Annotated in this window: 17 protein-coding genes; 5 read left to right on the top strand and 12 right to left on the bottom strand. The window is 52.7% G+C overall.

Annotated elements, in window-relative coordinates:
* Window positions 1–2: 2 nt before the first annotated feature.
* Window positions 3–1553 (bottom strand): helicase DnaB, encoded by a 1551-nt coding sequence (locus tag MKX63_RS10475; protein ID WP_341016918.1) that lies wholly within the window; start codon window positions 1551–1553, stop codon window positions 3–5.
* 189 nt (window positions 1554–1742) lie between these two features.
* Window positions 1743–2039: a YuiB family protein gene (locus MKX63_RS10470; RefSeq protein ID WP_025707684.1), complete on the bottom strand. Its 297-nt coding sequence runs from the start codon at window positions 2037–2039 to the stop codon at window positions 1743–1745.
* A gap of 268 nt (window positions 2040–2307) precedes the next feature.
* Here MKX63_RS10470 and hemQ point away from each other — a divergent pair, with 268 nt between their 5' ends.
* Window positions 2308–3066 carry a hydrogen peroxide-dependent heme synthase gene (gene hemQ / locus MKX63_RS10465; protein WP_341016916.1) on the top strand — a complete coding sequence of 253 codons (759 nt, stop codon included), beginning with the start codon at window positions 2308–2310 and terminating at the stop codon, window positions 3064–3066.
* 176 nt (window positions 3067–3242) lie between these two features.
* Here the strand turns inward: hemQ and MKX63_RS10460 are convergent, their stop codons facing one another.
* Both MKX63_RS10460 and MKX63_RS10455 read right to left on the bottom strand, forming a co-directional pair.
* Window positions 3243–3515, bottom strand: coding sequence for a hypothetical protein (locus MKX63_RS10460; RefSeq protein WP_341016914.1), 273 nt, complete (start codon window positions 3513–3515; stop codon window positions 3243–3245).
* A 1-nt stretch (window position 3516) separates the two neighbouring features.
* On the bottom strand, window positions 3517–4710 hold the full coding sequence (locus MKX63_RS10455) for an NAD(P)/FAD-dependent oxidoreductase (RefSeq protein WP_036701637.1): 1194 nt from the start codon (window positions 4708–4710) through the stop codon (window positions 3517–3519).
* Window positions 4711–5034: 324 nt separating this feature from the next.
* On the opposite strand from MKX63_RS10455, the gene MKX63_RS10450 reads away from it, so the two are divergent.
* Window positions 5035–6009 carry an NAD(P)/FAD-dependent oxidoreductase gene (locus MKX63_RS10450; RefSeq protein WP_341018599.1) on the top strand — a complete coding sequence of 325 codons (975 nt, stop codon included), beginning with the start codon at window positions 5035–5037 and terminating at the stop codon, window positions 6007–6009.
* Between the two features lie 131 nt (window positions 6010–6140).
* Here the strand turns inward: MKX63_RS10450 and MKX63_RS10445 are convergent, their stop codons facing one another.
* Together MKX63_RS10445 and MKX63_RS10440 are read right to left on the bottom strand one after the other, a co-directional pair.
* The gene (locus MKX63_RS10445) at window positions 6141–6284 is read right to left on the bottom strand and encodes a sporulation histidine kinase inhibitor Sda (RefSeq protein WP_036721967.1); all 144 of its coding nucleotides are present in this window, start codon (window positions 6282–6284) and stop codon (window positions 6141–6143) included.
* Between the two features lie 327 nt (window positions 6285–6611).
* Window positions 6612–7274: a YheC/YheD family protein gene (locus MKX63_RS10440; RefSeq protein WP_036701641.1), complete on the bottom strand. Its 663-nt coding sequence runs from the start codon at window positions 7272–7274 to the stop codon at window positions 6612–6614.
* Between the two features lie 198 nt (window positions 7275–7472).
* On the opposite strand from MKX63_RS10440, the gene MKX63_RS10435 reads away from it, so the two are divergent.
* From MKX63_RS10435 to MKX63_RS10425, 3 genes are all read left to right on the top strand, one after another.
* Window positions 7473–7682 carry a hypothetical protein gene (locus MKX63_RS10435; protein WP_036701644.1) on the top strand — a complete coding sequence of 70 codons (210 nt, stop codon included), beginning with the start codon at window positions 7473–7475 and terminating at the stop codon, window positions 7680–7682.
* 309 nt (window positions 7683–7991) lie between these two features.
* Window positions 7992–10784: an O-antigen ligase family protein gene (locus MKX63_RS10430; protein ID WP_341016912.1), complete on the top strand. Its 2793-nt coding sequence runs from the start codon at window positions 7992–7994 to the stop codon at window positions 10782–10784.
* 265 nt (window positions 10785–11049) lie between these two features.
* Window positions 11050–16266 carry a bacterial Ig-like domain-containing protein gene (locus MKX63_RS10425; RefSeq protein WP_341016911.1) on the top strand — a complete coding sequence of 1739 codons (5217 nt, stop codon included), beginning with the start codon at window positions 11050–11052 and terminating at the stop codon, window positions 16264–16266.
* Between the two features lie 319 nt (window positions 16267–16585).
* On the opposite strand, the gene MKX63_RS10420 is transcribed toward MKX63_RS10425, so the two are convergent.
* From MKX63_RS10420 to MKX63_RS10395, 6 genes are all read right to left on the bottom strand, one after another.
* Window positions 16586–17131 (bottom strand): GNAT family N-acetyltransferase, encoded by a 546-nt coding sequence (locus tag MKX63_RS10420; RefSeq protein WP_341016910.1) that lies wholly within the window; start codon window positions 17129–17131, stop codon window positions 16586–16588.
* Between the two features lie 23 nt (window positions 17132–17154).
* A complete protein-coding gene (locus MKX63_RS10415; protein WP_341016909.1) occupies window positions 17155–17634 on the bottom strand; it encodes a DinB family protein in 480 nt (159 codons plus the stop codon).
* Window positions 17635–17757: 123 nt separating this feature from the next.
* Window positions 17758–18534 (bottom strand): VOC family protein, encoded by a 777-nt coding sequence (locus MKX63_RS10410; RefSeq protein WP_341016908.1) that lies wholly within the window; start codon window positions 18532–18534, stop codon window positions 17758–17760.
* Window positions 18534–19349: a pyrroline-5-carboxylate reductase gene (gene proC / locus MKX63_RS10405; RefSeq protein ID WP_341016906.1), complete on the bottom strand. Its 816-nt coding sequence runs from the start codon at window positions 19347–19349 to the stop codon at window positions 18534–18536. Before proC ends, MKX63_RS10410 begins: the two co-directional genes overlap by 1 nt.
* A gap of 16 nt (window positions 19350–19365) precedes the next feature.
* Window positions 19366–20199 (bottom strand): MetQ/NlpA family ABC transporter substrate-binding protein, encoded by an 834-nt coding sequence (locus MKX63_RS10400; RefSeq protein WP_341016905.1) that lies wholly within the window; start codon window positions 20197–20199, stop codon window positions 19366–19368.
* 12 nt (window positions 20200–20211) lie between these two features.
* Window positions 20212–21231: a uroporphyrinogen decarboxylase family protein gene (locus MKX63_RS10395; RefSeq protein WP_341016904.1), complete on the bottom strand. Its 1020-nt coding sequence runs from the start codon at window positions 21229–21231 to the stop codon at window positions 20212–20214.
* Window positions 21232–21242: the final 11 nt, after the last annotated feature.

The following is a 21242-nucleotide window of genomic DNA, read 5'->3' as shown; positions in this document are numbered from 1 at the left end:
CTTCAGGGCGTCCTCAGAACGCCTTTTTTCTTGCTGGCCTTGATCTCGGCCGCTTTCTTCATCATCGCCGCGAATTCCTCTTCCGATACGGTTCCGGCACTGCCGTCATCAAGCACAATCGGAATCTCCTGCTTGCCGGACCGCCCGCCGCTCTTCGTATACGAACGCTGGCGGGTTCCCGCAGTGCCTGTACCGGAGGAGGCGGAGGCCGCCCCTTTGCCCTTCACCTTGGACTGGTCGCGGATATAGCGAACGGCCTTCTCGTAAGTATTCACCTGCTTCACCAGCATATTGGAGGCAATCGCCTCCACGAAGTTGCGGTTCATCCGCTGATCGCCGCCGGAAGCCACCATCGTCATCAGATAATGGATCAGCACATTGATCACTTCGCCGCTGAGCTTATAGTTCAAATCAATCTTCTCGAAGATATCCATCAGCTGGCCCGGAACCGCCCCGGGGAAGAACGTCTGCAACAACCGTGTATAAGGCTCGTTGCGCAGCATCATATTATATTGGTGAATGTCGCATTTGGACAGAAATTGCGGAGGCACTTCTACATAGAACTCCATTTCGACAGCCTGCTCCACCGGCACTGCGGTGGGATCATTCTCTTCCTCAGCGGCGGAGCGCAACGACACCACCTTGGCGGCGGCAATCTCTCTTTTCTCCTGGCGCTTCATATCCTGACGGAAATGCTGGCTCGCCTTGTATTGCAGCGTATCCAGAATCACCTCTCCGTCCGGCGTGAAGACATCATCCTCATCCAGCAGGCGGCATACATCCTGCGGGCCAAGCTCGTATTTGCGGGCCACATAATTAATGACGCCCATCTGATTATGGTCAAAGCGCAGCTTCTCGACATGCGCACGGTTCACCGATTCACGCGGGAAGCGCAGAATAATATCGCTGTAGGCTATATTCGGCTCAGCGTCTTGGGTGGTGCCAGGCTGACGCACGGAGGCTACCTCGGCCAGGGCCTGCTCCAGCTCATAGTCAATCACATGGGTATTCAGCTCAAAAATATCATAAAAGGGCAGTGAAATATTCTCTTTTCCCATCGACCGCCCGCTCCATTCCTCGGGTTCCCGGTGCCAGAACTGCTCACGCAGCGACAGCACAGCGAACTTGCCGATCTTATCCCGGAGCAGCAGCGTCAGATGCTGGGTTGCAAAAAAATCAGCCGGCGACAGCGGCGGCATTAGCTCGTACTCGTACATATAATCATCGTTCTCCGCGGCATACAGCCGGCAGGTCTGCAGCAGGCCCACCGCTTCCAGCCGGGAAGCCTGGTCTACCATATATTTACGGCCCTTGTCGTTAGGTTCAACGCCCAGGGTCATAAAGAGCCTGCGCTGCTGCTCCACACCGGAATAACCGATAGATTCAGCCGGAATATGCTCGAACAGCAATCTGTACAGGCTGATGGCGAACGCGCCTACCATTGGCTGATAGACAGAGCCCAGCATACGGCCGTCCAGCTGGCTTAGACCGAATTCGCGGGACACGCAGTACCGATGATGTTCAGTGAAATGATGCAGGTTGCTCATACGCATCTGCGGATACCTCCCCCTCTTCTATACGATATACGAATTCATATAGATTTCTATTCTATCACAAAACACCCGGCCGGAAATGTAAAATAAAGATGAATCCTTGGCACTTCTGGCGGAAAAAGCAAAAAAACGGCTCCCCCCTTTACAGGAGATTAGCCGTTACTTGTTGTAGCGCCCTTCAGGCAGCGCTTAGAACATTTTGTATCCGCCCAGCCTCAGCTTCTGAATCGTCCAGCCGCTCAGCACCGCTCCGGCAAGACCGGCGATCCCGGTAAGATAATCCACGATGTGGAAGGTAGAGAGGTGCTCCCATAGGGACATCGCGCTCCGGTCCCAGATGGAATAGACCACCACCGGAAGAATAACAATGACGAACAGATAGGCAGGGAACCAGGTAGTCTTCATCAGCATGTTAAGAATGAAGCCAATGCCGAACATCATCACAAAGAATAAAACGGCCAGAACAAACACCGGAATAAATCCCATCGTACCGCCATCCCCTCTCTCTATAAAGAACCGCACACTCAAGCTTATATAATAGTAAGTTTACTAGAAAAAATGTAGCGAAGCAATGAACATTATCGCGCTAAATACCGGAATAAGCGTGAAAGGGGGCCCCGGCGTTTGCTCTCTGCCGCCCGCTGCGCTACAATGCAAATAGCACCCGACCTATGTTCATACATATTTAAGGTATGCGGACAAAGAAGATTTTACGCGAGGATATTCCACCGATAATTGATAAGGAGTGAACAGCTTGAACGAAGCCGCTTTGACATTGGAAGGCTGGTATGCACTGCATGACTTCCGCTCGCTGAACTGGACAGCCTGGACGGCAGCAGATGACGAGGAACGGGCAGTTGCCCTGGAGGAGCTGCATGCCTTCATGCAGGAGTGGGGACCTGTCGAGGAAGCGAAGGAAGGCAGCACTGCCGTCTATTCCATCGTGGGCCAGAAGGCTGATTTCGTGATGATGTTTCTGCGGGAGAGTCTGGAGGCGCTGAATGCGCTGGAGACCGCTTTTAACAAAATCGCCTTTGCCCAATATACAACGAAGGCCTACTCCTACGTAAGCATCGTTGAGCTCAGCAACTATGCCGCAGGAGGAAGCGCCGGAGACGGCAGCGACCCGATGCAGAACCCGCATGTGGCTGCCCGGCTGAAGCCTGTACTGCCGCAAATGAAGCATATCTGCTTCTACCCGATGAACAAGAAGCGTGAGCTGGCCGACAACTGGTACATGCTGGATATGGAGAAGCGCCGGGAGCTGATGTATTCGCACGGCCTGATCGGCCGCAGCTATGCCGGTAAGGTGAAGCAAATCATTACCGGCTCCGTAGGCTTCGATGACTGGGAGTGGGGCGTAACGCTGTTCGCCGAGGATGCCCTGCAGTTCAAGAAGCTCGTCTACGAGATGCGCTTCGACGAAGTCAGCGCCCGCTACGGCGAGTTCGGCCCCTTCTACGTCGGCAACCTGCTGAACGAGGAATCGTTCGAGGAGATGCTGAAGCTGTAAAAGTATACATGCAAATAGACCGCCCCCCCCTCTAGCAAAGGCATGCGGTCTATTTGTCGTATCCTGTTTGTTCGAGCCTACCGCCCTTAAAAGCGGCTATTACACCCGAGAGCCGTGTTACAAGCACGGCTCTCTTTGCATTGTACGTCTTTTCTACCTCCACTATACCGCATCACTTATGCCGAAGGTTCCTTATCGTCCTCGTCCGCTTCATCCTCATCCCGCAGGCTCTCCAGATATTCCGCTGTCGCCTGGTCGCGGGCGCGGCTCTTCTCCTTCAGGCGCTCAATCGCCGGGAGGATCAGCAGGTCGATCTCCTTCTGGATAGGGTAGGCCAGATCGTACCGGGTCTGATCCTCCAGATAGGTGCCTACCTCAATCAGAGCATTATAGCGGTCCAGCTCCTCGCGCGTCAGCAGTCCGCGTACTTGCACGCTGCAGTGGCGCATCTTAGAGGAATCTTCCTTTTTTGAGGACGAGCGGAATGCCGCCGATAATGAGCAGGTAGCGCATATCAACAACCTTCTTCAGCTGCGCTGCCTTCCAGCCTTTGTATGTCTTCTCGCCGACTACGGCAATTCCCTGGCCCTTACCCAATGAAGCTACCGTCCCCTTGTTGCTGAAGGCGAATTTCTTCGGCTGCTGGCTGCGGATGGCCGCTACGAGATTATGCGCACAGCATTCTCCCTGCTGCATAGCAATCTGTGCTGTCGGCGGGTATGGACGTCCTTCCGGATTAATCATGAGGGAGCCGTCACCAATAATGAAGATGTTCTCATGTCCCGGAGCCCGCAGATATTCGTCTACCTTCACCCGTCCGCGCATCGCTTCGAAGCCGGCCGCTTCAATCAGACGGTTCCCGCGGATACCGCCGGTCCATACGATCGTGGAAGCTTTGATCTCCTCACCCGTGGCCAGAATCACGCCGCCAGGCAGGCATTCCTTGATCGCTACGCCCATCTTGAAGGTTACGCCCTTCTTGGTGAGCACGGTCATGGCGTGCTCCACCAGCTCAGGCGCGAACCCTGGCAGAGCCGTAGGCGCAGCTTCTATATTATAGATGTTGACCATGCTTGGATCGACATCAAATTCTTTGCATAGCGCCGGAATCCGGTCAGCCAGCTCCGCTACAAATTCAATCCCGCTGAAGCCCGCGCCGCCAATGACGAAGTTGATGTGCTCCTGTGCATTATTCTCATTCTTGTATTTGGCGAACTGGTACTGGATATGCTCCCTGATCAGCCGTACAGAGTTAATGCTGCGGATGGTCAGCGCATATTTGTCGAGTCCCGGAATCCCGAACGTTTCAGGCTCACCGCCAAGGGCAATCACGAGGTAATCATACGAGAGCGTTCCATCCTCCAGAATAACCTTCTTCTGCTGGGTGCGAATCTCCTGCACCGAGGATTTGACGAGATCGATCTTGAACTCATCGATTAATTTGGAGATAGATACGCGTGTATGCTCAATGCTGTCCGTGCCCGCTGCAGGCATATGCAGATGGGTCGTGAAATAGTGATATTCATGGCGGTTAACCAGGGTTACATCAGCTTCATTATAGTTCAAAGCTTTCTGCAGCCGCTGGGCGGTCAAAATCCCTCCATATCCCGCGCCTAGAATAACGATTTTGGGAATACTGCTCATGTTCCGGCTCCTTCCAACAGGTGAATCTGTCTATGTGTTATTTTTTGTTAAAAAATCAGGTTTCTTTTGTGAATTTATACACTTAAATTCAGAAGAATTTCCAATAAAACTTAAAGGATTTCTAAAATAACCATATCCATTGTAAACCTTAGTATCGTTTTAATCAAATATAATCATACAACAAAATGTCACATTTTTCATTGATATCAAAGCCTTTGCAGGCAGGTGAGACTATGTTTATAATGAGTAGGTACGCTTGTATGGCAAATTGAAACTATCAACTCGGAGGTGTAATATTACGTGACATTAGAGCAAACCGTTCCTATGAGCGATCTGCTGATTATAGGCGGAGGACCAGCCGGTATGTTTGCCGCTTTTTATGGCGGGATGCGCCAGGCTTCAGTAACACTTATTGAGAGCATGCCCCAACTTGGAGGGCAGCTTGCTGCTCTGTATCCTGAGAAATATATTTATGATGTCGCCGGCTTCCCCAAAATTACTGCACAGGAGCTGGTGGATAACCTGTCCCGGCAGATGGAGCTGTTCCAGTCCGATATCCGTCTGGAGGAGAAGGTCGTATCGGTTGTGAAGCAGGATGAACGCCATTTCACTGTCACCACCGACAAGGCAGAATATCACACCAAAGCTATCATCATCACGGCAGGCGTAGGCGCCTTCGAGCCGCGGCGTCTGGAGGTGCCGGATGCACAGCGCTTCGAGAAAGCCAACCTGCATTATTTCGTAAGTGATCTGAATGCTTATAAGGATAAGAAGGTACTAATTAGCGGCGGCGGCGATTCTGCTGTGGACTGGGCGCTGATGCTGGAGCCGATCGCTGAACAGGTAACCCTGATTCACCGCCGCGATAAATTCCGTGCGCATGAGCATAGTGTAGAGAACCTGATGGCCTCTAAGGTAAATGTGATTACGCCATCCGAGATTACCGAGCTGCATGGTGAAGAATTCATTACCAAAGTCACCTTGTCCCATATCAAGACCAAGGAAACTCAGGAAATCGAAGTAGACAGCGTTATTGTCAATTTCGGCTTTGTCTCCTCCCTGGGCCCGATTGCCGAGTGGGGAATCGATATTGAGGGTAACTCCATTGTGGTTGACTCCCGCATGGAGACCAGCATTCCGGGAATCTTCGCCGCTGGCGATATCACGACCTATCCGGGCAAGCTGAAGCTGATCGCTGTCGGATTCGGAGAAGCGCCTACAGCCGTGAATAACGCCAAGGTGTATATTGATCCGGATGCAAAGCTGTCTCCGGGACACAGCAGTAATCTTAAGCTCTAGGTTGTCTATAACCTTATAACCACAATAAAAGGGTATCCTTTCAGGTTGATTCCACCTCAACTTGAAAAGATACCCTATTCCTTGATGCTTGCGGTTAATGAAGTCCAATGCTGCAGGATGTGCTCTGATCTTTAATGAAGAACCGCATGGTCTGGAGAGTGTAAGTTCCGTTTGCGAATTTCAGCGAGAAGCAGGGCGATGAAATCATGCTCTAAATGCAGCTCTATCGCTCTGTGATAAGAGTCAAGCAGCATCTCATCCGACAATTCAACCATAACGTTCACCTACCTTTCCTTTATTTGGATCTGAATCTATCATAGCAAACTATCATTTTTCGAACAAGCGTTCTCATTATCCACAAGCTGCTGTGGAAATCCTGTGTATAATATGTGAGTAAGGGTTATAATGTCAGGAATTGCACAGTGGACTATGGGGATAACAGTTATACACAGGGCTGAAACCTGACATCTCCACACAAAAACTTTTTTAGAATGTTCATAATTGGCTGGGATATTTCTTGTTGTATTACCTCTGAATCTGCACAACTAAACGCAATATTAGCCTATTACTGTATTTATCGTCAAATATAAAAATTTTATTAATCATTTTGGTCTTGTATTTACTTCCAGAATCCAAATCTTCCCCCGATGATCTACGGCATAGTCGAAGCCCAGTTCACCGATCCCCGGGAAATGCCGCTCCAGCAGTTCGGTGCAGACTAAAGTCAGCCTGCGCATCTCCGCCTTTTTGGATGAGGTCCCCACTCTTGGCAGTGATCTCCGCAATCCCTGGCGGCAGCTTAGCATCGTGCCCCCTTTGCAGAGATTCGTAACGAACAATCCCGGCCGGGCTACTCTCCCTACCATGGAGCGGAACTCCCAGTGCTCGCCGTTCTTTACCACCTTGACCCGGTAATCAATCGGACGCCCGGAGATCCGTGCAAGGGAGATCCCCTGCTGGATCAAATATTTCCGTTTCACCTTGAATCTGTCCAGTGCCTGGCGCATGGAAGTGAAGTCCCCATAGATACGTGTGCTCTTCATATACGTGAAGCCGTACCCCCTCTGATCCCGGAACACCTTAATGACACCATATCCTCCTCCGCCTACAACCGGCTTGATGACTACATTGCCGTATCTTCCAAGCATCGCGGACAATCCGGCAGCACTATATTCCCGCGTTCTCGGAATGTAACCGGCAACCCGTGAATCGCTAAGCAGCGCCGCCGTCTTCAGCAGCTTGCTTGCCAGTTCTCTCCCCGCCATTATTTGCCCTCTCCTTTCGCATTCCCAGCCTACCCTATAGATTACTCACGAAAGGCCGTGCCCTCCTGTATGATTGTCCGTGGTTTAGCAGTCCACAGCAAAAAAGGGCATATGGCTGCGGGCCTTATGTCCCTGATTCATTTGACTGGAAAATCATTAAAATTCGTTGTATTATTGCCTCAAAGGGAGGGTTTCCTAATGGCAGAGTTTTTTGAAATCCTGTATTGGTTTGCAATGATCGGCATGTCTGTTGTACTGGCAGGAACGACAATACTCGTCTGTGCGCTTGGCTTCAAATTCATCAAAGACCGGCGCAGAGTGCTCGGTGCCGGCTGCATCGCCTTTTCCCTGGGTGCCTCCGCCCTGATCGTATTCATGATTAACCTGAAATTTATCATCCCCGCCTGAAGCTTGTTCCCGGCAGCAGTGGCCCGGGAAGCGGATCGCCTAACTCCTGCCGCCACTGCATTACATAATTCATAGATTCGCCCCGCTACCTTATTCTATGAAAACCGCGGCAGGCTGGCCTGTGCGGACAGACTGCTTCATTCGCTGAGCAGGTTCCGGCCTATTCCCCGCTTTTTTGCTCCCTCCCCTCCTGTAAGACACTCCAATCTTTGAAATTTCCGTTCATACAACAACTTTTTCACTTTATCTCCGTAATATGTATGTGCAATAAATTGGAAGAACCAATATTTTGAAAAAGGAGATTCTATTGTGTCGAAACCTGTGTACGGAAAACAAGCGGCTTCTGTCCAAGCCACGGACAAGCTTTCAGTAGCAGCTTGGACGCTTTGTGCTGCGTTCCTGCTGTTCCTCGGCTGGGCCGCTTTTCAGATCGGATTGTTCAATGGAATGACGGCGGATTTCGAGAAGCCCATTTATGTTGCCGCATTATTAAGCTGTCTGCTGCTGCTGGCTGCTGCCGTCCTCTATTTCAGAGCCTTCCGGCTTGAGGGACAGCGTGATCTGCTCAGCCTAGCGGCTCTCCTTCTTCCCTTAACCTATGCGTTGTCGCTATTCGGCGCTGCTTCGCGGTATATGGCAATGAACATGCTGTTCACCCAGTTCACCTATGCCGCAGTCTTCATCGTCAGCATCCTTCTGCTCCGGCACAAGCGGCTCAATTCCGCCGTCCAGCATTACGTGCTTGCCCTTGCTTATCTGATCGTCGGCTTTGGACTGCTCAACTGGCTCGGAAGCTGGAAGCTGGCCGGCAGCCTGGTGGGCTGGTTCTCAAAGACTGTAATTAACGGCCAGTATAATGCTGCCGTCATGACTGACTCGAACGGCCTGCGCCTGACTTCCGTTTTTCAGTATGCCAATACATATGCAGCTTTCCTGATGGCTTTTCTGTTCGTGGCTGTCTTCGCGCTGATCCGCTCCCGCAAATGGCCCGGACAATTGCTGCACGGCTTCATGCTGGTGCCCATCATCGTCTCGCTGCTGCTGACCTTGTCCCGCGGAGGCCTGGTGCTGCTGCCGGTGGTGTTCATACTCCTGCTGCTCTTCCTGAAGCCGGTGCAGCAGATTCTGTGGATTGTTCATCTCGCTATTGCCGGCCTATGCTCTCTGCTGATTACCAGCCCGGTCACGCGGCTGGGCCTGGAGCTGAATGCCGAGTTCAACTCGTCTGCTGCCCTTAAGGGCTGGGGCTATCTGCTGGGAGCCTCGGCCATTGCAGCTGCACTCTGCCTGGTGGTCCAGCGTTACCTGGCGCCTTGGCTGAGCCGCAAGCTCGGCAGACTGGAGTCCCGCCGTATGAGCGGACTTTGGATTCCTGCCATCTCTGTGGCTGGCGTCGTGATCATCGCCTTCCTGTTCATCGGCACCAGCGCCCGCAATATTCTCCCGGCGAATATCGGAACACGGCTGGAGAACATCAACTTCAAGCAGCATAGCGTCCTTGAGCGTTTTACCTTTTACAAGGATGCCATGAAGGTTGTCAAGGATTATCCGGTACTTGGCACGGGCGGCGGCGGATGGGCCACACTCTATGAGCATTATCAGAACAACCCTTACCTGAGCCGCCAGGTGCATAACTTCTTCCTGCAGTATCTGATTGAGGTGGGCATTGTAGGCCTACTGGTGTTCATGGGCTTCATCCTGTTTATCTTCTACAAATTCAGCAGGGAGTATCTGAAACGGAAGACCGATGACTATAGCAACGGATTCTTCTATCTCATTATCGCCTTGTCCATTCTGGTGCACAGTATGCTGGACTTCAACCTCAGTTTTGCGTTCATGGGAATGCTCGTCTTCCTCTCCCTGGGGGGAATGGCTGTGGCCATGGAGAGCAAGCCGCTCCGTCTTCAGTGGAACAAGCTATGGATTAGAGCGGGTTATTTCACAGTACTCGGAATCGGCACGGGCTACTTGCTCTTCCTGTCTATGAGTTATACTCGTTCCAGCTCTGAAGCCGGTGCAGGCAAGAAGCTGATCCAAGTGAGCCAGTCGTATGAGGAGATCAAGGCCCCTTTCGTAAAAGCACTCAGCATCCGACCCTACCATCCGGAATCGGCTGTGTACCTGTCCATACTGGACCAGAAGGTGTATGAGCAGACGAAGAACGAGCAGTTCCTGGAAGAGGGCTATGCGGTATTGACCCGTGCGCTGAAGGATGAGCCGTCTAACAAAGAACTGCTGACCCAGCTCGCTAGCTACTATGACCTGAAGGGCCAGAGCGCCGAAGCCTATCAGGTCTATCTGGACAACGCAGACAAGTTCATGTGGGATATTAACTGGTATGCCGGTCTGATTAGCCGGGCCTCTCTCCTTGGACAGCAAGCTTATTCCAAGCAGGATGAAGCCGGGCAACAGACGTATTTCGCTTCCGCACTTGCTGCCTACAGACATGTAACGGACGGCATTGCCCATTTGAAAAGCCTCCCTCCCGAGCAGATGCAGGGCCGTGAATTCTTCGCTACACCTACGATTGGCCTAAGCGCAGGGAGAGTACAATTCCTGTCCGGGGACAAGGACGCCGCGGCTGCAGCTGTGAAGCAGGGCTTCGTGAACGGATACGAGGATCTGACAGACAGCGGGGGCCTGTGGACAACCGCCTGGTACAGCGGAGTTATAGCCCGTTCGCAGGAGCTGGGAGCCGCAGCCTTGAAGCGTTCACAGGAAGCCGCGGCCGAGGGCAAGCTGGAGATCAAGGACCAGGAGAAGCTTAACATGCAGCGGTATTTCAAAACCGGCCTGGACGCTTATACCTACGCCGCCGCAGACCGGGATGCACAGCAGGGAATCACAGTGACACCGGAACTGCTGCTGAACACCGGTAAGATCCAGTATATGTCCCAGGACATGCCGGCAGCAGAAGCCACATTGAAGCAAGGACTAAGCGAGGATTACAGCAACCCTGTCAACCGGGAGGTTGCCCGGTGGTTGCTTGCTGTGCAGCAGCGGATGCAGAGCGTCCAGGATCAGGCGCTCTATCAGAAGCTGATCGCCGCTGATCCGGAAGAAGCGGCAAGAATCAGTGAGATAGCGGGTATGCCGCTGTAACCTTACAGTGTCACTTATCCCTCAAATAACTGTAAAGAGAGCGCCTGCCTGCGGCAGTGCGCTCTTTGCTGTGCGGGGCCTTTGCCGCCGTCATCCCTCCATAAACCAAGTGTCATTAACTCATATCCTCGCTCATTTGCCCAATATATGGCAGGTTGTGAAGGATTGATTATAGCTGTACTTTTCATCGGCACCGTATACTTTCAGTGATCAGCCTTAGATGTTGATCCAAATCGGTCCCATATAAGGAGAGGTTGTAATCATTGTGAAGAAACTACAACGCTTGTTATCCGTGTTCGTAATCGTACTGCTCCTATTCACATCCATTCCTTTATCTCTATCAGCCGAAGCAGCAGAGACTTCCGGACAAGCAGAGCCTGGGCCTTGGACCTTCAGTGCGTTCGGAGGTAATACATCCCCGGGCAAGAACCCCGAGCCTGCCATAGAGAATCCTTCCACCGTAACGCTGACTACTTATGGAGGCAAGATTTCAGGCACCGATGAGGGACTCTCTTTTTATTACCGGGAGCTTCCGGCCACCGCGAACTTTGAGCTCAGAGCCAGGGCCACCGTTATTGCCTTTAACAGCAATTCCGGCGTCAATTCGCCTAACCAGAAGTCCTTTGGCCTGATGCTAAGGGATACGGTTAATCCTCATGGAAGTTCAAGCACCACCACCTCCAATTATGCTGCGGCCGGTGCTTTGGATTTGGTGATGAAGGGTTTTTATAAAAAAACGGCACAGGTCAAGCTGAATCCGTTCGCCGGGCTGAACGCCCCTGCTGCGGGCGAAGTCTACGATCTCAGCCTCCGCAAATCGGGTGATACCTATCTGCTGAGCGTTAACGGCCAGACCGAAATCGTAACCTTGGAGGACACTTTTACGGATACGGTCTTTGCCGGGATTTATGTCGCCAGAGATGCAACCGTGACCTTCAGTGAGCTGGATCTACTAATCGAGACCAAACATGTAACAAGCTTGTCTGCCGACACGGGCGGGATGACGAAGACCTCTTATCTGGTGGGTGAACCGCTGGATCTGACCGGGCTTATCGTGAAGGCTGTATTCTCCGATCACAGTGAAGCCACTCTGTCTTCTGAGGAGTACATTGTAACAGGATTCGACAGCAGTAAACCCGGGGAGAATCGAATCCAGATTAACTATAACGGCGCCTCTGCAAGTATTCCGCTGCAAATCATCCCGCTGACCGTCAGCTCATTATCCGTCAAATACGAGCCTGTCAAAACCGTCTATTATCCAGGCGATTCTTTTGATCCGCAGGGGCTTGTTGTTGCTGCCCATTATAATAACGGCTACCTGATTAAGGAACTTGCGGATAATCTGTACACCCTCTCCATTGACGGGCAACCGGTAACAGATCAGCTTCCGTATACTTTTGCCGGGCCGGGCTCCTATGAACTATTGATCGCTTCCACAGCGACTCCGTCTGTCACCACAGCATTGAAGCTTGAGGTCATGGATGCTACCCTGTCCGAACTTGAAATAAGACATGAGCCTAAGCAAACCGTCTATTATATCGGTGATACCTTACAGCTGGAGGGACTCTCCCTTTATGCCCATTATTCAGACCTTACAGAGATCAGGCTGGCCAAGGACGAATACACCGTCTCCGCCTTAGACACAACGACTCCAGGAGACAAGGAGATCAAGGTAACCTACAAGGAATTAACGGCAAGCTTCATGGTTAAAGTCAAAATCAAAGAGCTGACCGGCATCGAGGTAACTGGCTATCCCAGAACTACCTTTTTTGTAAACGAGCCCTTTGACAGCAGCGGTCTGACCGTATCGAAGGTGTATGACAACGCTGACCGGGAGGTGCTAAGCGGGTTCACGCTGGATCAATCTGCATTCGATAACCGGCTTGCCGGAGTATATCCGGTTCAGATCATCCCTGATGATTCTTCCATACAACCCATTACGTATACCGTCACGGTAAAAGAAAAGACCACACCCGTCTGGCATAGTATCACCTTCGGCCAGTCTACGTCTGCTGCGAATAACAAAGTTATCACCCAGGACGACGGTACGCTCCGGCTGATCGCCTTGGAAGGCGGCGGTAAGGTCACTGAAGACCACGATGGCATAACGTTCTACTACACAGAGCTTAATGCCCTGGAAGATAACTTCGTGCTATCTGCGGATATTGAGGTGCTGAACTTTGCCAAAACCCCGTATGACGGGCAAGAATCCTTCGGAATCATGGCGCGGGACGCGATCGGGACACCCGGAACTTCGAGTGTATTCGCCTCGAATATCGCGGCCATCGGCGGCTACAGCGGCGGAACAAGAAGCGCTCTGGGTACCCAGCTGTTCGTCCGTTCCGGTATCGAGAAGCCGGATGGAACCGGAAGCAAGGGCATTAAGACAATCATGCTCAAAAATGAACGGCCTGCACCCGGCAACACGGCCCCTGCTGCACCATACCGCTTAACGCTGTCTAAGACGAACAGCGGCTTCACAGGCCGGATCAATTCGGAGCAGGAGGCTATCCATTTCGAACCGGATATTCTTAGCGTACAAGACTCCACGATGTATGTCGGCTTCTATGCGGCCCGTCTTGCTACGATAGATATCCGCAATATCCAGTTAACAGTGACAAGCGCTGCTACTGATGCGCCTAAGGTGGAGCCACCCGCGGCTCCTGTAACGCCAGATTTGAGCATACTGTCCCGAAGCAAAGCATCTACACCCGAATATGAAGTGATTGTCCGCCCTAACGTGAACGGAACCGTAACGGTGAAGCAGGGCTCCAGGATTATCGCACAGGATGTCGCGGCAACAGCCGATAAGCGTCTGGCGATTCCTGCGGTACTCAGCGGACATGGGGATACGAACTTCAGTGTTGTCTTTTGGCCGGAGGATACCCAGTACTTGACCTCTTACGGTACAATCGTCCGCAACTTCACTGTTAATATGAACAGCTATGGCGATGGGGAAGACATCTATGTATCACCTGCCGGAACAAGTGCCGGGGACGGGACGATGGCTCTCCCGCTGGATCTTGATACTGCGATTGATTATGTGAAGCCGGGACAGCATATCCTTATGCTTGATGGGCATTACGTGCGGAAATCGCCGCTGGTCATTCAGAAGTATAACGACGGTACCGAAGCTGCCAGAAAGGTTCTCGAAGCGGCACCCGGTGCAAGGCCCATTATCGATTTTGACAAAAAGTCAGAAGGGGTTCTGCTCAGCGGGGACTACTGGCATGTGAAGGGACTCGATTTCACCCGCTCGGCGGCCAATACGAAGGGATTCACGGTTGGCGGTAACCATAATATTGTTGAGAACAGCCGCTTCTATGCTAACGGCGACACCGGCCTGCAAATCAGCCGCACCGACGGAACCGCCAGAGACATCACGGAATGGCCGTCCTACAATTTAATTCTGAACAGCACCTCCTTCGATAACCGCGATCCGTCTGACAATAACGCAGATGGCTTTGCGGCCAAGCTAACCGCCGGCACCGGGAATATTTTCAGAGGATGCCTGGCGCATAATAACATTGACGATGGCTGGGATCTGTACACCAAAGCAGGCTCGGGTGCAATCGGTCCGGTACTCATCGAGAACAGCGCCGCCTTCAACAACGGGTATTTAACGGACGGAACCGTTGGGGCCGGCGATAAAAACGGATTCAAGCTCGGTGGAGAAGGCATTCATGTCGCGCATATCATCCGTAATTCGGTCGCCTTCGGCAACGGTGCCTACGGGTTCACCAGCAACAGTAATCCTGGAGTCATTGCGGTTAACAATATCGGCTATAACAACACCCGCGGCAACCTGAGCTTCACCACATATGGTCAGATTATTCCAGACTTCAAGATTGACGGCTTTGTATCTTACCAGTCGGGCAGCATCGGCAAGGATCAATATCCGGCTTCCTTAGCAGCGGAGAATAACTTCATGTACAATGGCACCGTGTCAGTTAATCAATCAGGCAAACAGCTGACCGATGCCAACTTCGCAAGTCTGCAGCCGGTGACCTCTAATCTGCGGGATGCAGAGGGTAATATCATCTGGGGGGAATTTCTGAAGTTTATTCCTTTTGAGAATCAAGAACAGGAGCCAGAGCCGGGAACTCAGCCGGAACCAGAGCCTCAGCCAGAGCAGGAACCTCAACCGGAGCAGGAACCTCAACCGGAGCCAGAGCCGGGGACCCAGCCGTCACCAAGTCCTTCCGCTGCGCCTGTTCCTTCTGCCACACCAAATCCAACCTCTGCACCTAATACAGGCAGCACTGGCACTGGATCAGCCGCCAACGATTCTATTACAACGGTTCTTTTGCTGGACGGCAGCGTAAGCATGGAGTTACCTGTAAGTCATACCACGGGAAAAGCAATAGCCCAGTTAAGTGAATCCGTTCTGCGCCGAATAGTTCCAGTAGCCAAAGCCGATTCCACAGGTACCAAGACTCTGCGGATTCAACTTACTGCTGATCCGGCCCAGGACATGAAGGAAGTTGAACTAAGCCTCCCCGCTGCGGCATTTCGTTCAGAAGAAGCTCCCCTCAAGCTTGAGATCCGTTCTTCCTTAGCGACTCTCGGGTTGCCTGACAGTATTTTCACAGCAGAGGCGCTGAACGGCGTAAAGACTGTTACTTTATCGCTAAGAAGCATTACTCCCGGCGGGCAGCTCCAAGCCAAGCTGGGAGACCGCCCGCTTATCGGGTACGGGCTTCAACTGGATGGGGCGCCGCTGCAGCCTGACCGTCTTCAGTCGGCTATAGAGATCGGAATTCCCCATCCGCCAGCAGTTCCTGCAGCGGATAATGCCTATATTGTTGTGTGGGGCATCCAGGAATCGGGAATCATCCAGCCAGTGATACACGGGAAGTACAACGCAGATAAGCAGCAGGCCATTTTCTCAACAACACAGGCCTCCGGCCAGTATGCAGCAGTCTTTAATCACAAGACATTCCAGGATATCGCCTCAACCTATTGGGCCAAGTCCGCAGTGGAAATACTCGCCTCCCAAGGGGTGATTCAAGGCATCACGGCAGCCGAGTTCAGACCGGAGCAGTCCGTTACCCGCGCAGAATTTGCACTTCTGTTAGTCCGGGGAATGGAGCTCACAGCGTCAGAGGGGCCTGGCTTCACGGATGTATCACCGGGGGATTATTATTACAAGGAGCTTATGACTGCCCGAAAGCTTGGCATCATTACAGGTCTGCCGGGAGGTCTATTCCAGCCGGATGTACCGGTATCCAGGCAAGAAATGTTCGTTATGGCAGCTAGAGCATTGCGGGCAGTAGAGCGCATGAATCCGGGGGAGAACACTTCTTCTGTATTAAAAGACTTTACCGATCACCAGCAAATTGCCAGCTATGCGGCAGATGATATTGCCGCTCTAGCCGCAGCCGGTCTCGTTAAAGGAGATGCACAGCAGCAGCTCATGCCCGCTGCCTCCTCGACACGTTCCGAGGCAGCTATGCTGATCTATCGGATGCTTGCGCTATAGTTCAAGGCAGAATTAATTCAGCCTCTTACGCTTGAAGCGGGCTGAGAGAGGTATTCAAAGGGATTTATCCCTTTAATTCAGCCCGAAGTCCTTTGGAGAGGGTATTCAAAGGGATTTATCCCTTTAATTCAGCCCGAAGTCCTTTGGAGAGGGCATTCAAAGGGATTTATCCCTTTAATTCAGCCCAGAGTCGGCTGGAGGGGGTATTCAAAGGGATTTATCCCTTTAATTCAGCCCGAAGTCCGTTGGAGAGGGCATTCAAAGGGATTTATCCCTTTAATTCAGCCCGAGAGTCGGCTGGAGGAGCGGCTTGGGCAACTTATTTGCTCCCGTGGTTGTTCCTGTACTCATCCTCCAGAATCGAATATTGATAGGAGTCCATCCACTTCTCTTTATGATACATGTGTCCTCTAATATGCCCTTCGTATGTCATGCCCAGCTTCTGCATCACACGGGCGGAACCTGTATTCCCGGGGCGGCAGGTCGCATAGATCCGGTGAAGCTCCAGCTTATGAAAGCCCAAGTCCAGCAGTGCAGCGGCAGCCTCAGTTGCATAGCCCTGTCCCCAGTACAGTCTGTTGTAGCAATAGCCGATCTCTCCCTGTCCTGTTCCGGTAATATGCAGGCCGCAGCCGCCGATCAGCCGCCCGTTCTCCTTCAGAACCACCGCATACTCGAAGCCCTTGCGGGGCTCCTCCTGCTGCAATGTCAGCGTATGGCGGATATATTCGCGGGTATCCTCCAGTGAATTCGGCCCCCAGATTGAATGCGTTACTACTGCCGGATCGGACGCATATTCATGTACCTGCCCTACATCCTCCTCGGTGAATTCCCTAATCCACAGCCGTTCTGTCTCAAATTCCATATCTCTGCGGCCTCCCTCCTCTTTCATTTGTCAAATAATCCTCTACCAATCAGATTAGCCGTCACCGGCGGCCGGCCAATCTCCCGTGACCATACGGAGAGCTGGCCGGTATGATGGATCTCATGGGCAATCACGTGCCGCATCACTTCTCCGTAGGGGTGGGGCTCACGCTCTCCTTCATCCGTAATATCCACCATGATCCGCTCTTCCAGCTCCTCCGACCAGCCATACACAAACGGAGCCAGCTCTGCATGGCAGCGGGCAGAGAAATTCTGCACAAGCTCCAGACTCGCCACTTCCCCGAACAAAGGGATGTCAATGGCTCTCTCCTGAATCCCTCCGCAGATCCAGCCGTATTCAACCGCAACAATGTGATACAACGTGGGCAGGATATACCCGATGCCGCCGGTGCGCGGCTTCATCAGCTCTTCCTTGTCCACCCCGCTGCACCAGCGGAACCAATCCTCGCGCACTTGCCAGTTATACTCAAATAGCTTCTGCATCTGCCGCCTCCAATTCCCCATAAATTTCCTCACTCTAATCTTGTGTCACACTTTAACACAAACAGGACAGGCCCGCTACCGCTAATTGCGGCAACCAGCCTGTCCCATATCCTTGTCCTGCATTTATTCAAACACGTACTCGCCTTCACCCACAGTCAGAGTCTGTCCCTTCAGCTGAGGGGAATCTGTGCGGAACACGATCCGGCTGAGCCGGTTCTCCGTGCCCTGCACGAACTTGAAGGTCTGCTGATCTCCTGCCTTAAGGCTGTAGCTGCCGTCCGGACCATCCGCAGGTCCGCTCACCGGGAGGCCGAACAGCTCACTCCAATGGCTGGCGGCAGCGGCCGGATCGGAGACACGGAAGACAGCACCCGCCATGTCTACCTTCCCGGCAGGATGGGGCTGATTGATTCCGGCAGCATTCAGGCTGTCCAGCCGCTCCTCATCCGTCTGACTCCACTGGATAATGAACGGATAGACCAGTCCCTGAAAATCGCCGTCAATGGTCATCATCCGCCACTCAATTAACCTGCCCTGGTTGTCCAGACGGCGGCCGTCAATGATGGGTGACAAGGCTAAGCCTGCAGCCTTCAATTTACCCTCTACTGCCTCAATATCATCTGTCCGCAGCACCACTCTGCTCAAGACCTCGTGCTCCGGCAGAAGCGTAACGGCATCCCGCACAACTACATTATGCTTGGTCGCCCGCGCCAGCTCCAGATTCTCGATCCCCAGGAACTCCAGGTAGGTGAGCCCGAAATAGCTTAAGGCGTTATACGTTCCCCAATCCTTATGCGATCCGCCCCGGAAGGCCGTCAGGCCATGTTCTGCGAAGAGCTGCACCGGCTGGTCCAGATCGTTGACATAGTGCACCAGATGATCCCATTTGAGCAGGCTCATTACTTCTTCACTCCCAGCTCTGTCGTCCGCTTCACAGCCGCCAATACACTCCGCTGTAATCCGGCCGCGAAGTCACTGTTATTCAGCTCGTACAGCCCGTGCATCCCAACCCCGCCAGGGGAGTTGTTGATATCCAGCAGCTGTCTGGGATGAAGGCCAGTCTGCTCCAGCATCGCCACCGCTCCCCGCATATTCTCCAGCGCCACCTTCCAGGCTTGCTCCCGCGGCAGTCCGGCGAGGACTCCGGCATCCGTGAACGACTCAATAAAATAATAGATGTAGTTCGGTCCGGCAACTCCGAAGCCGGTGAAGATATCAATGTAGGACTCGTCCAGAACCTGCACCTTGCCGAAGCCGAGCAGGAATGCTTCCACCTGCTCCAACGAAGCGGCTGCATTCAAGGCTACACCGCTGTATCCGTAGCCAGTATCGGTCAGAGTATTCGGAATCACCCGGACAATCGGACGCTCCGCTCCGAAATAATCTCCGAGCTGGGCAATCGTCACCCCGGCCACAATCGATACAATGACAGCAGCCGGTGCGGCATACTCGCGAACCTGTGCTCCAAGTGCAGCCAGATCATCCTGCGGCCGGACAGCAATGATGATTAGTTCTGCGGCGGAGAGGGCCTCATGCTGCGTACTCTCCGTGTCTACGTTATATTTGCTTTTTAACAGCCCAAGCCGGCCCTCATTAATATCCGACACACTGATCTGTCCGGCAGCCAGCGTGCCGCCTGCCAGGCAAGCCCGGATGATTGCTTCCGCCATCTGCCCGCCGCCAATGAAATGAATCTTGCCTTTTGACACTTCCATTCACTCCCTGATTAGATTAGTTATTAGCCCAAGCCTCCGGCAGAATGAACCCGGCATATTTCTCTTGTCCGAGGATGTATTCCTCGAACTCCTTGGATTCATAGGCAGCCTTCAGATCCTTGGCCCACTGGGTATCCTGGTCCTTCTTGTTCACCGATACAATGATTCTATGCTGCATAGGCGTATTCTCAATCTTCAGCGCATCCGTAATCTTGCGGTCGGGAGCGTTCGCGATATAATTCCCGTTCACCACACCGTAGTCAACATCCTGCAGCGAGACCAGTATCTGTGCCGGGTCCAGCACCTTCAGGTCAATCTTGAACTTGTCCGGCTCCACGCTGTTCACATTGAAGTCCGCTACCCCGGCGCCCTCTTTGATCTTGACCCAACCCAGCTCCTCCAGAATCCGCAGCGCACGCTCCTGATTAACCGGGTCGTTCGGAATCGCGACGGTTGTGCCGTCCTTCACATCATCAAGCGTCGTGTGATTAACAGAGTACAGCCCCTGCGGAGCACCTGGAACATAGGCAATCCCCACCATATCGGCACCAATTTCCTTATTGATCGCATCCATGTAGGCGGTACTCTGGAAGATACTCGCATCAATCGAGCCTTCCTTCATCGCCGGATTGACCTGCATATTCTGCGAGAAGGTTTTGATATCTACAGTATACCCTTTTCCTTCCAGGATCGGGAGAATGGATTGCCGGAACTGCTCCTCATACGTACCTACGCCGAATCCGACTGTGATTTCCTTCTTGTCCCCGGAGCTTGACGCTTCCTTATTGTTACCGCAAGCCGCCAGCACCGCCATCGAACTAATCAGTAGAATTGCCAGTAATTTTTTCATCACTCTCATCCCCTATCCTAATACTGTGTTTTTAAAATGCACTAATGCCTCGTCTGTAACCGTCAGCGGAATGGCGCAATTGGGCGACAGAATAAACGGCTGCCCCTTCATCTTGGACAAAGCGTCCTTCGCCTGCTGTTCAATCTGATCCAGATCATTTCCGGCAAACAGCCCGTGATCCACTCCGCCCACCTTCGTAGCCTTGAGATCGGCGTCCAGCCCGGGATTGCCTTCGGCTGCCGTATCCCAGCTGATCCCGTCGATCCGGTAATCATTGAATTTCGCAGGCTGGGCATGAGCACCGCAGGTATGTAAAATATTCTTGCCATAGCTCGCCGCCTCCAGCACGATAGAATCATAGGGTCTGGACAGCTCATCGAACATCGCTTCATCGAATAGTCCAGGGTGGGCTGTGCCTGTCACCGCATAGAACAGACCATCTGATCCCGCCTGCCGGAGCTCCTGCACATAATCGGCCAAGGTTAAGGCAATCGCATGCAGGGCATGATGCGCGGCGGCACGGTGTTCCTTGAAGAGTGACTCCAGCGTCACCGGCTGCTGAATCCCGAATACGGTCTCCGTAACATAAGCAGAACGTCCTACAATGAACAGCAATACCGTGAGCGGGGAGAACACTGTCTGAATCAGCGGTGTATCCGGCAAGCCCTGACGAATCTTCCTTACGGCCTCCAGATGCTCCAGCAGGGAAGGGGTTTGCACGGCTTTTTTCACCTCAAGATCCCAGAGATTCGCGGCTGCCGGAACCGCCGTAGTCAGCTGTCTCGGAAACACGGTCTGATAATCCGCGAAGTCGTACTGATTCCCCCAGGCTTCAGCGAGGTAGGTCGCTCTCGGGTTGATTTTGACCCAGTCCCAATTATATTTGTCCGTAAAAGAAATCGTAGACGACGCCAAGTCCTCCGCATTCTGCTCCTTGTCAATAAAGTGTCGCCATCCGCTAATGATCGGCCGGTCGGCAAGTTCCCCGGATAAGATCGCCTGAAATCGCTCCTGCTTGCTCCATACACTCATCTGCCTATCCC

This window comes from Paenibacillus sp. FSL R7-0179 (genome assembly GCF_038002265.1).
In the GTDB taxonomy this organism is placed as follows: Bacteria; Bacillota; Bacilli; order Paenibacillales; family Paenibacillaceae; genus Paenibacillus_AQ.
Note: the sequence above shows the minus strand (reverse complement) of the source record. Positions and strands in the feature narration are given on the sequence as shown.

Coding starts and splice junctions, on each gene's coding strand:
- MKX63_RS10460 (WP_341016914.1), bottom strand. CDS start 3,515: ATGCGCCACTGCAGCGTGCAAGTACGCGGACTGCTGACGCGCGAGGAG.
- MKX63_RS10440 (WP_036701641.1), bottom strand. CDS start 7,274: ATGGCGGGGAGAGAACTGGCAAGCAAGCTGCTGAAGACGGCGGCGCTG.
- proC (WP_341016906.1), bottom strand. CDS start 19,349: ATGGAAGTGTCAAAAGGCAAGATTCATTTCATTGGCGGCGGGCAGATG.
- MKX63_RS10435 (WP_036701644.1), top strand. CDS start 7,473: ATGGCAGAGTTTTTTGAAATCCTGTATTGGTTTGCAATGATCGGCATG.
- MKX63_RS10395 (WP_341016904.1), bottom strand. CDS start 21,231: ATGAGTGTATGGAGCAAGCAGGAGCGATTTCAGGCGATCTTATCCGGG.
- MKX63_RS10455 (WP_036701637.1), bottom strand. CDS start 4,710: ATGAGCAGTATTCCCAAAATCGTTATTCTAGGCGCGGGATATGGAGGG.
- MKX63_RS10400 (WP_341016905.1), bottom strand. CDS start 20,199: ATGAAAAAATTACTGGCAATTCTACTGATTAGTTCGATGGCGGTGCTG.
- MKX63_RS10470 (WP_025707684.1), bottom strand. CDS start 2,039: ATGGGATTTATTCCGGTGTTTGTTCTGGCCGTTTTATTCTTTGTGATG.
- MKX63_RS10410 (WP_341016908.1), bottom strand. CDS start 18,534: ATGAGCCTGCTCAAATGGGATCATCTGGTGCACTATGTCAACGATCTG.
- MKX63_RS10415 (WP_341016909.1), bottom strand. CDS start 17,634: ATGCAGAAGCTATTTGAGTATAACTGGCAAGTGCGCGAGGATTGGTTC.
- MKX63_RS10475 (WP_341016918.1), bottom strand. CDS start 1,553: ATGCGTATGAGCAACCTGCATCATTTCACTGAACATCATCGGTACTGC.
- MKX63_RS10445 (WP_036721967.1), bottom strand. CDS start 6,284: ATGGTTGAATTGTCGGATGAGATGCTGCTTGACTCTTATCACAGAGCG.
- MKX63_RS10450 (WP_341018599.1), top strand. CDS start 5,035: ATGAGCGATCTGCTGATTATAGGCGGAGGACCAGCCGGTATGTTTGCC.
- MKX63_RS10420 (WP_341016910.1), bottom strand. CDS start 17,131: ATGGAATTTGAGACAGAACGGCTGTGGATTAGGGAATTCACCGAGGAG.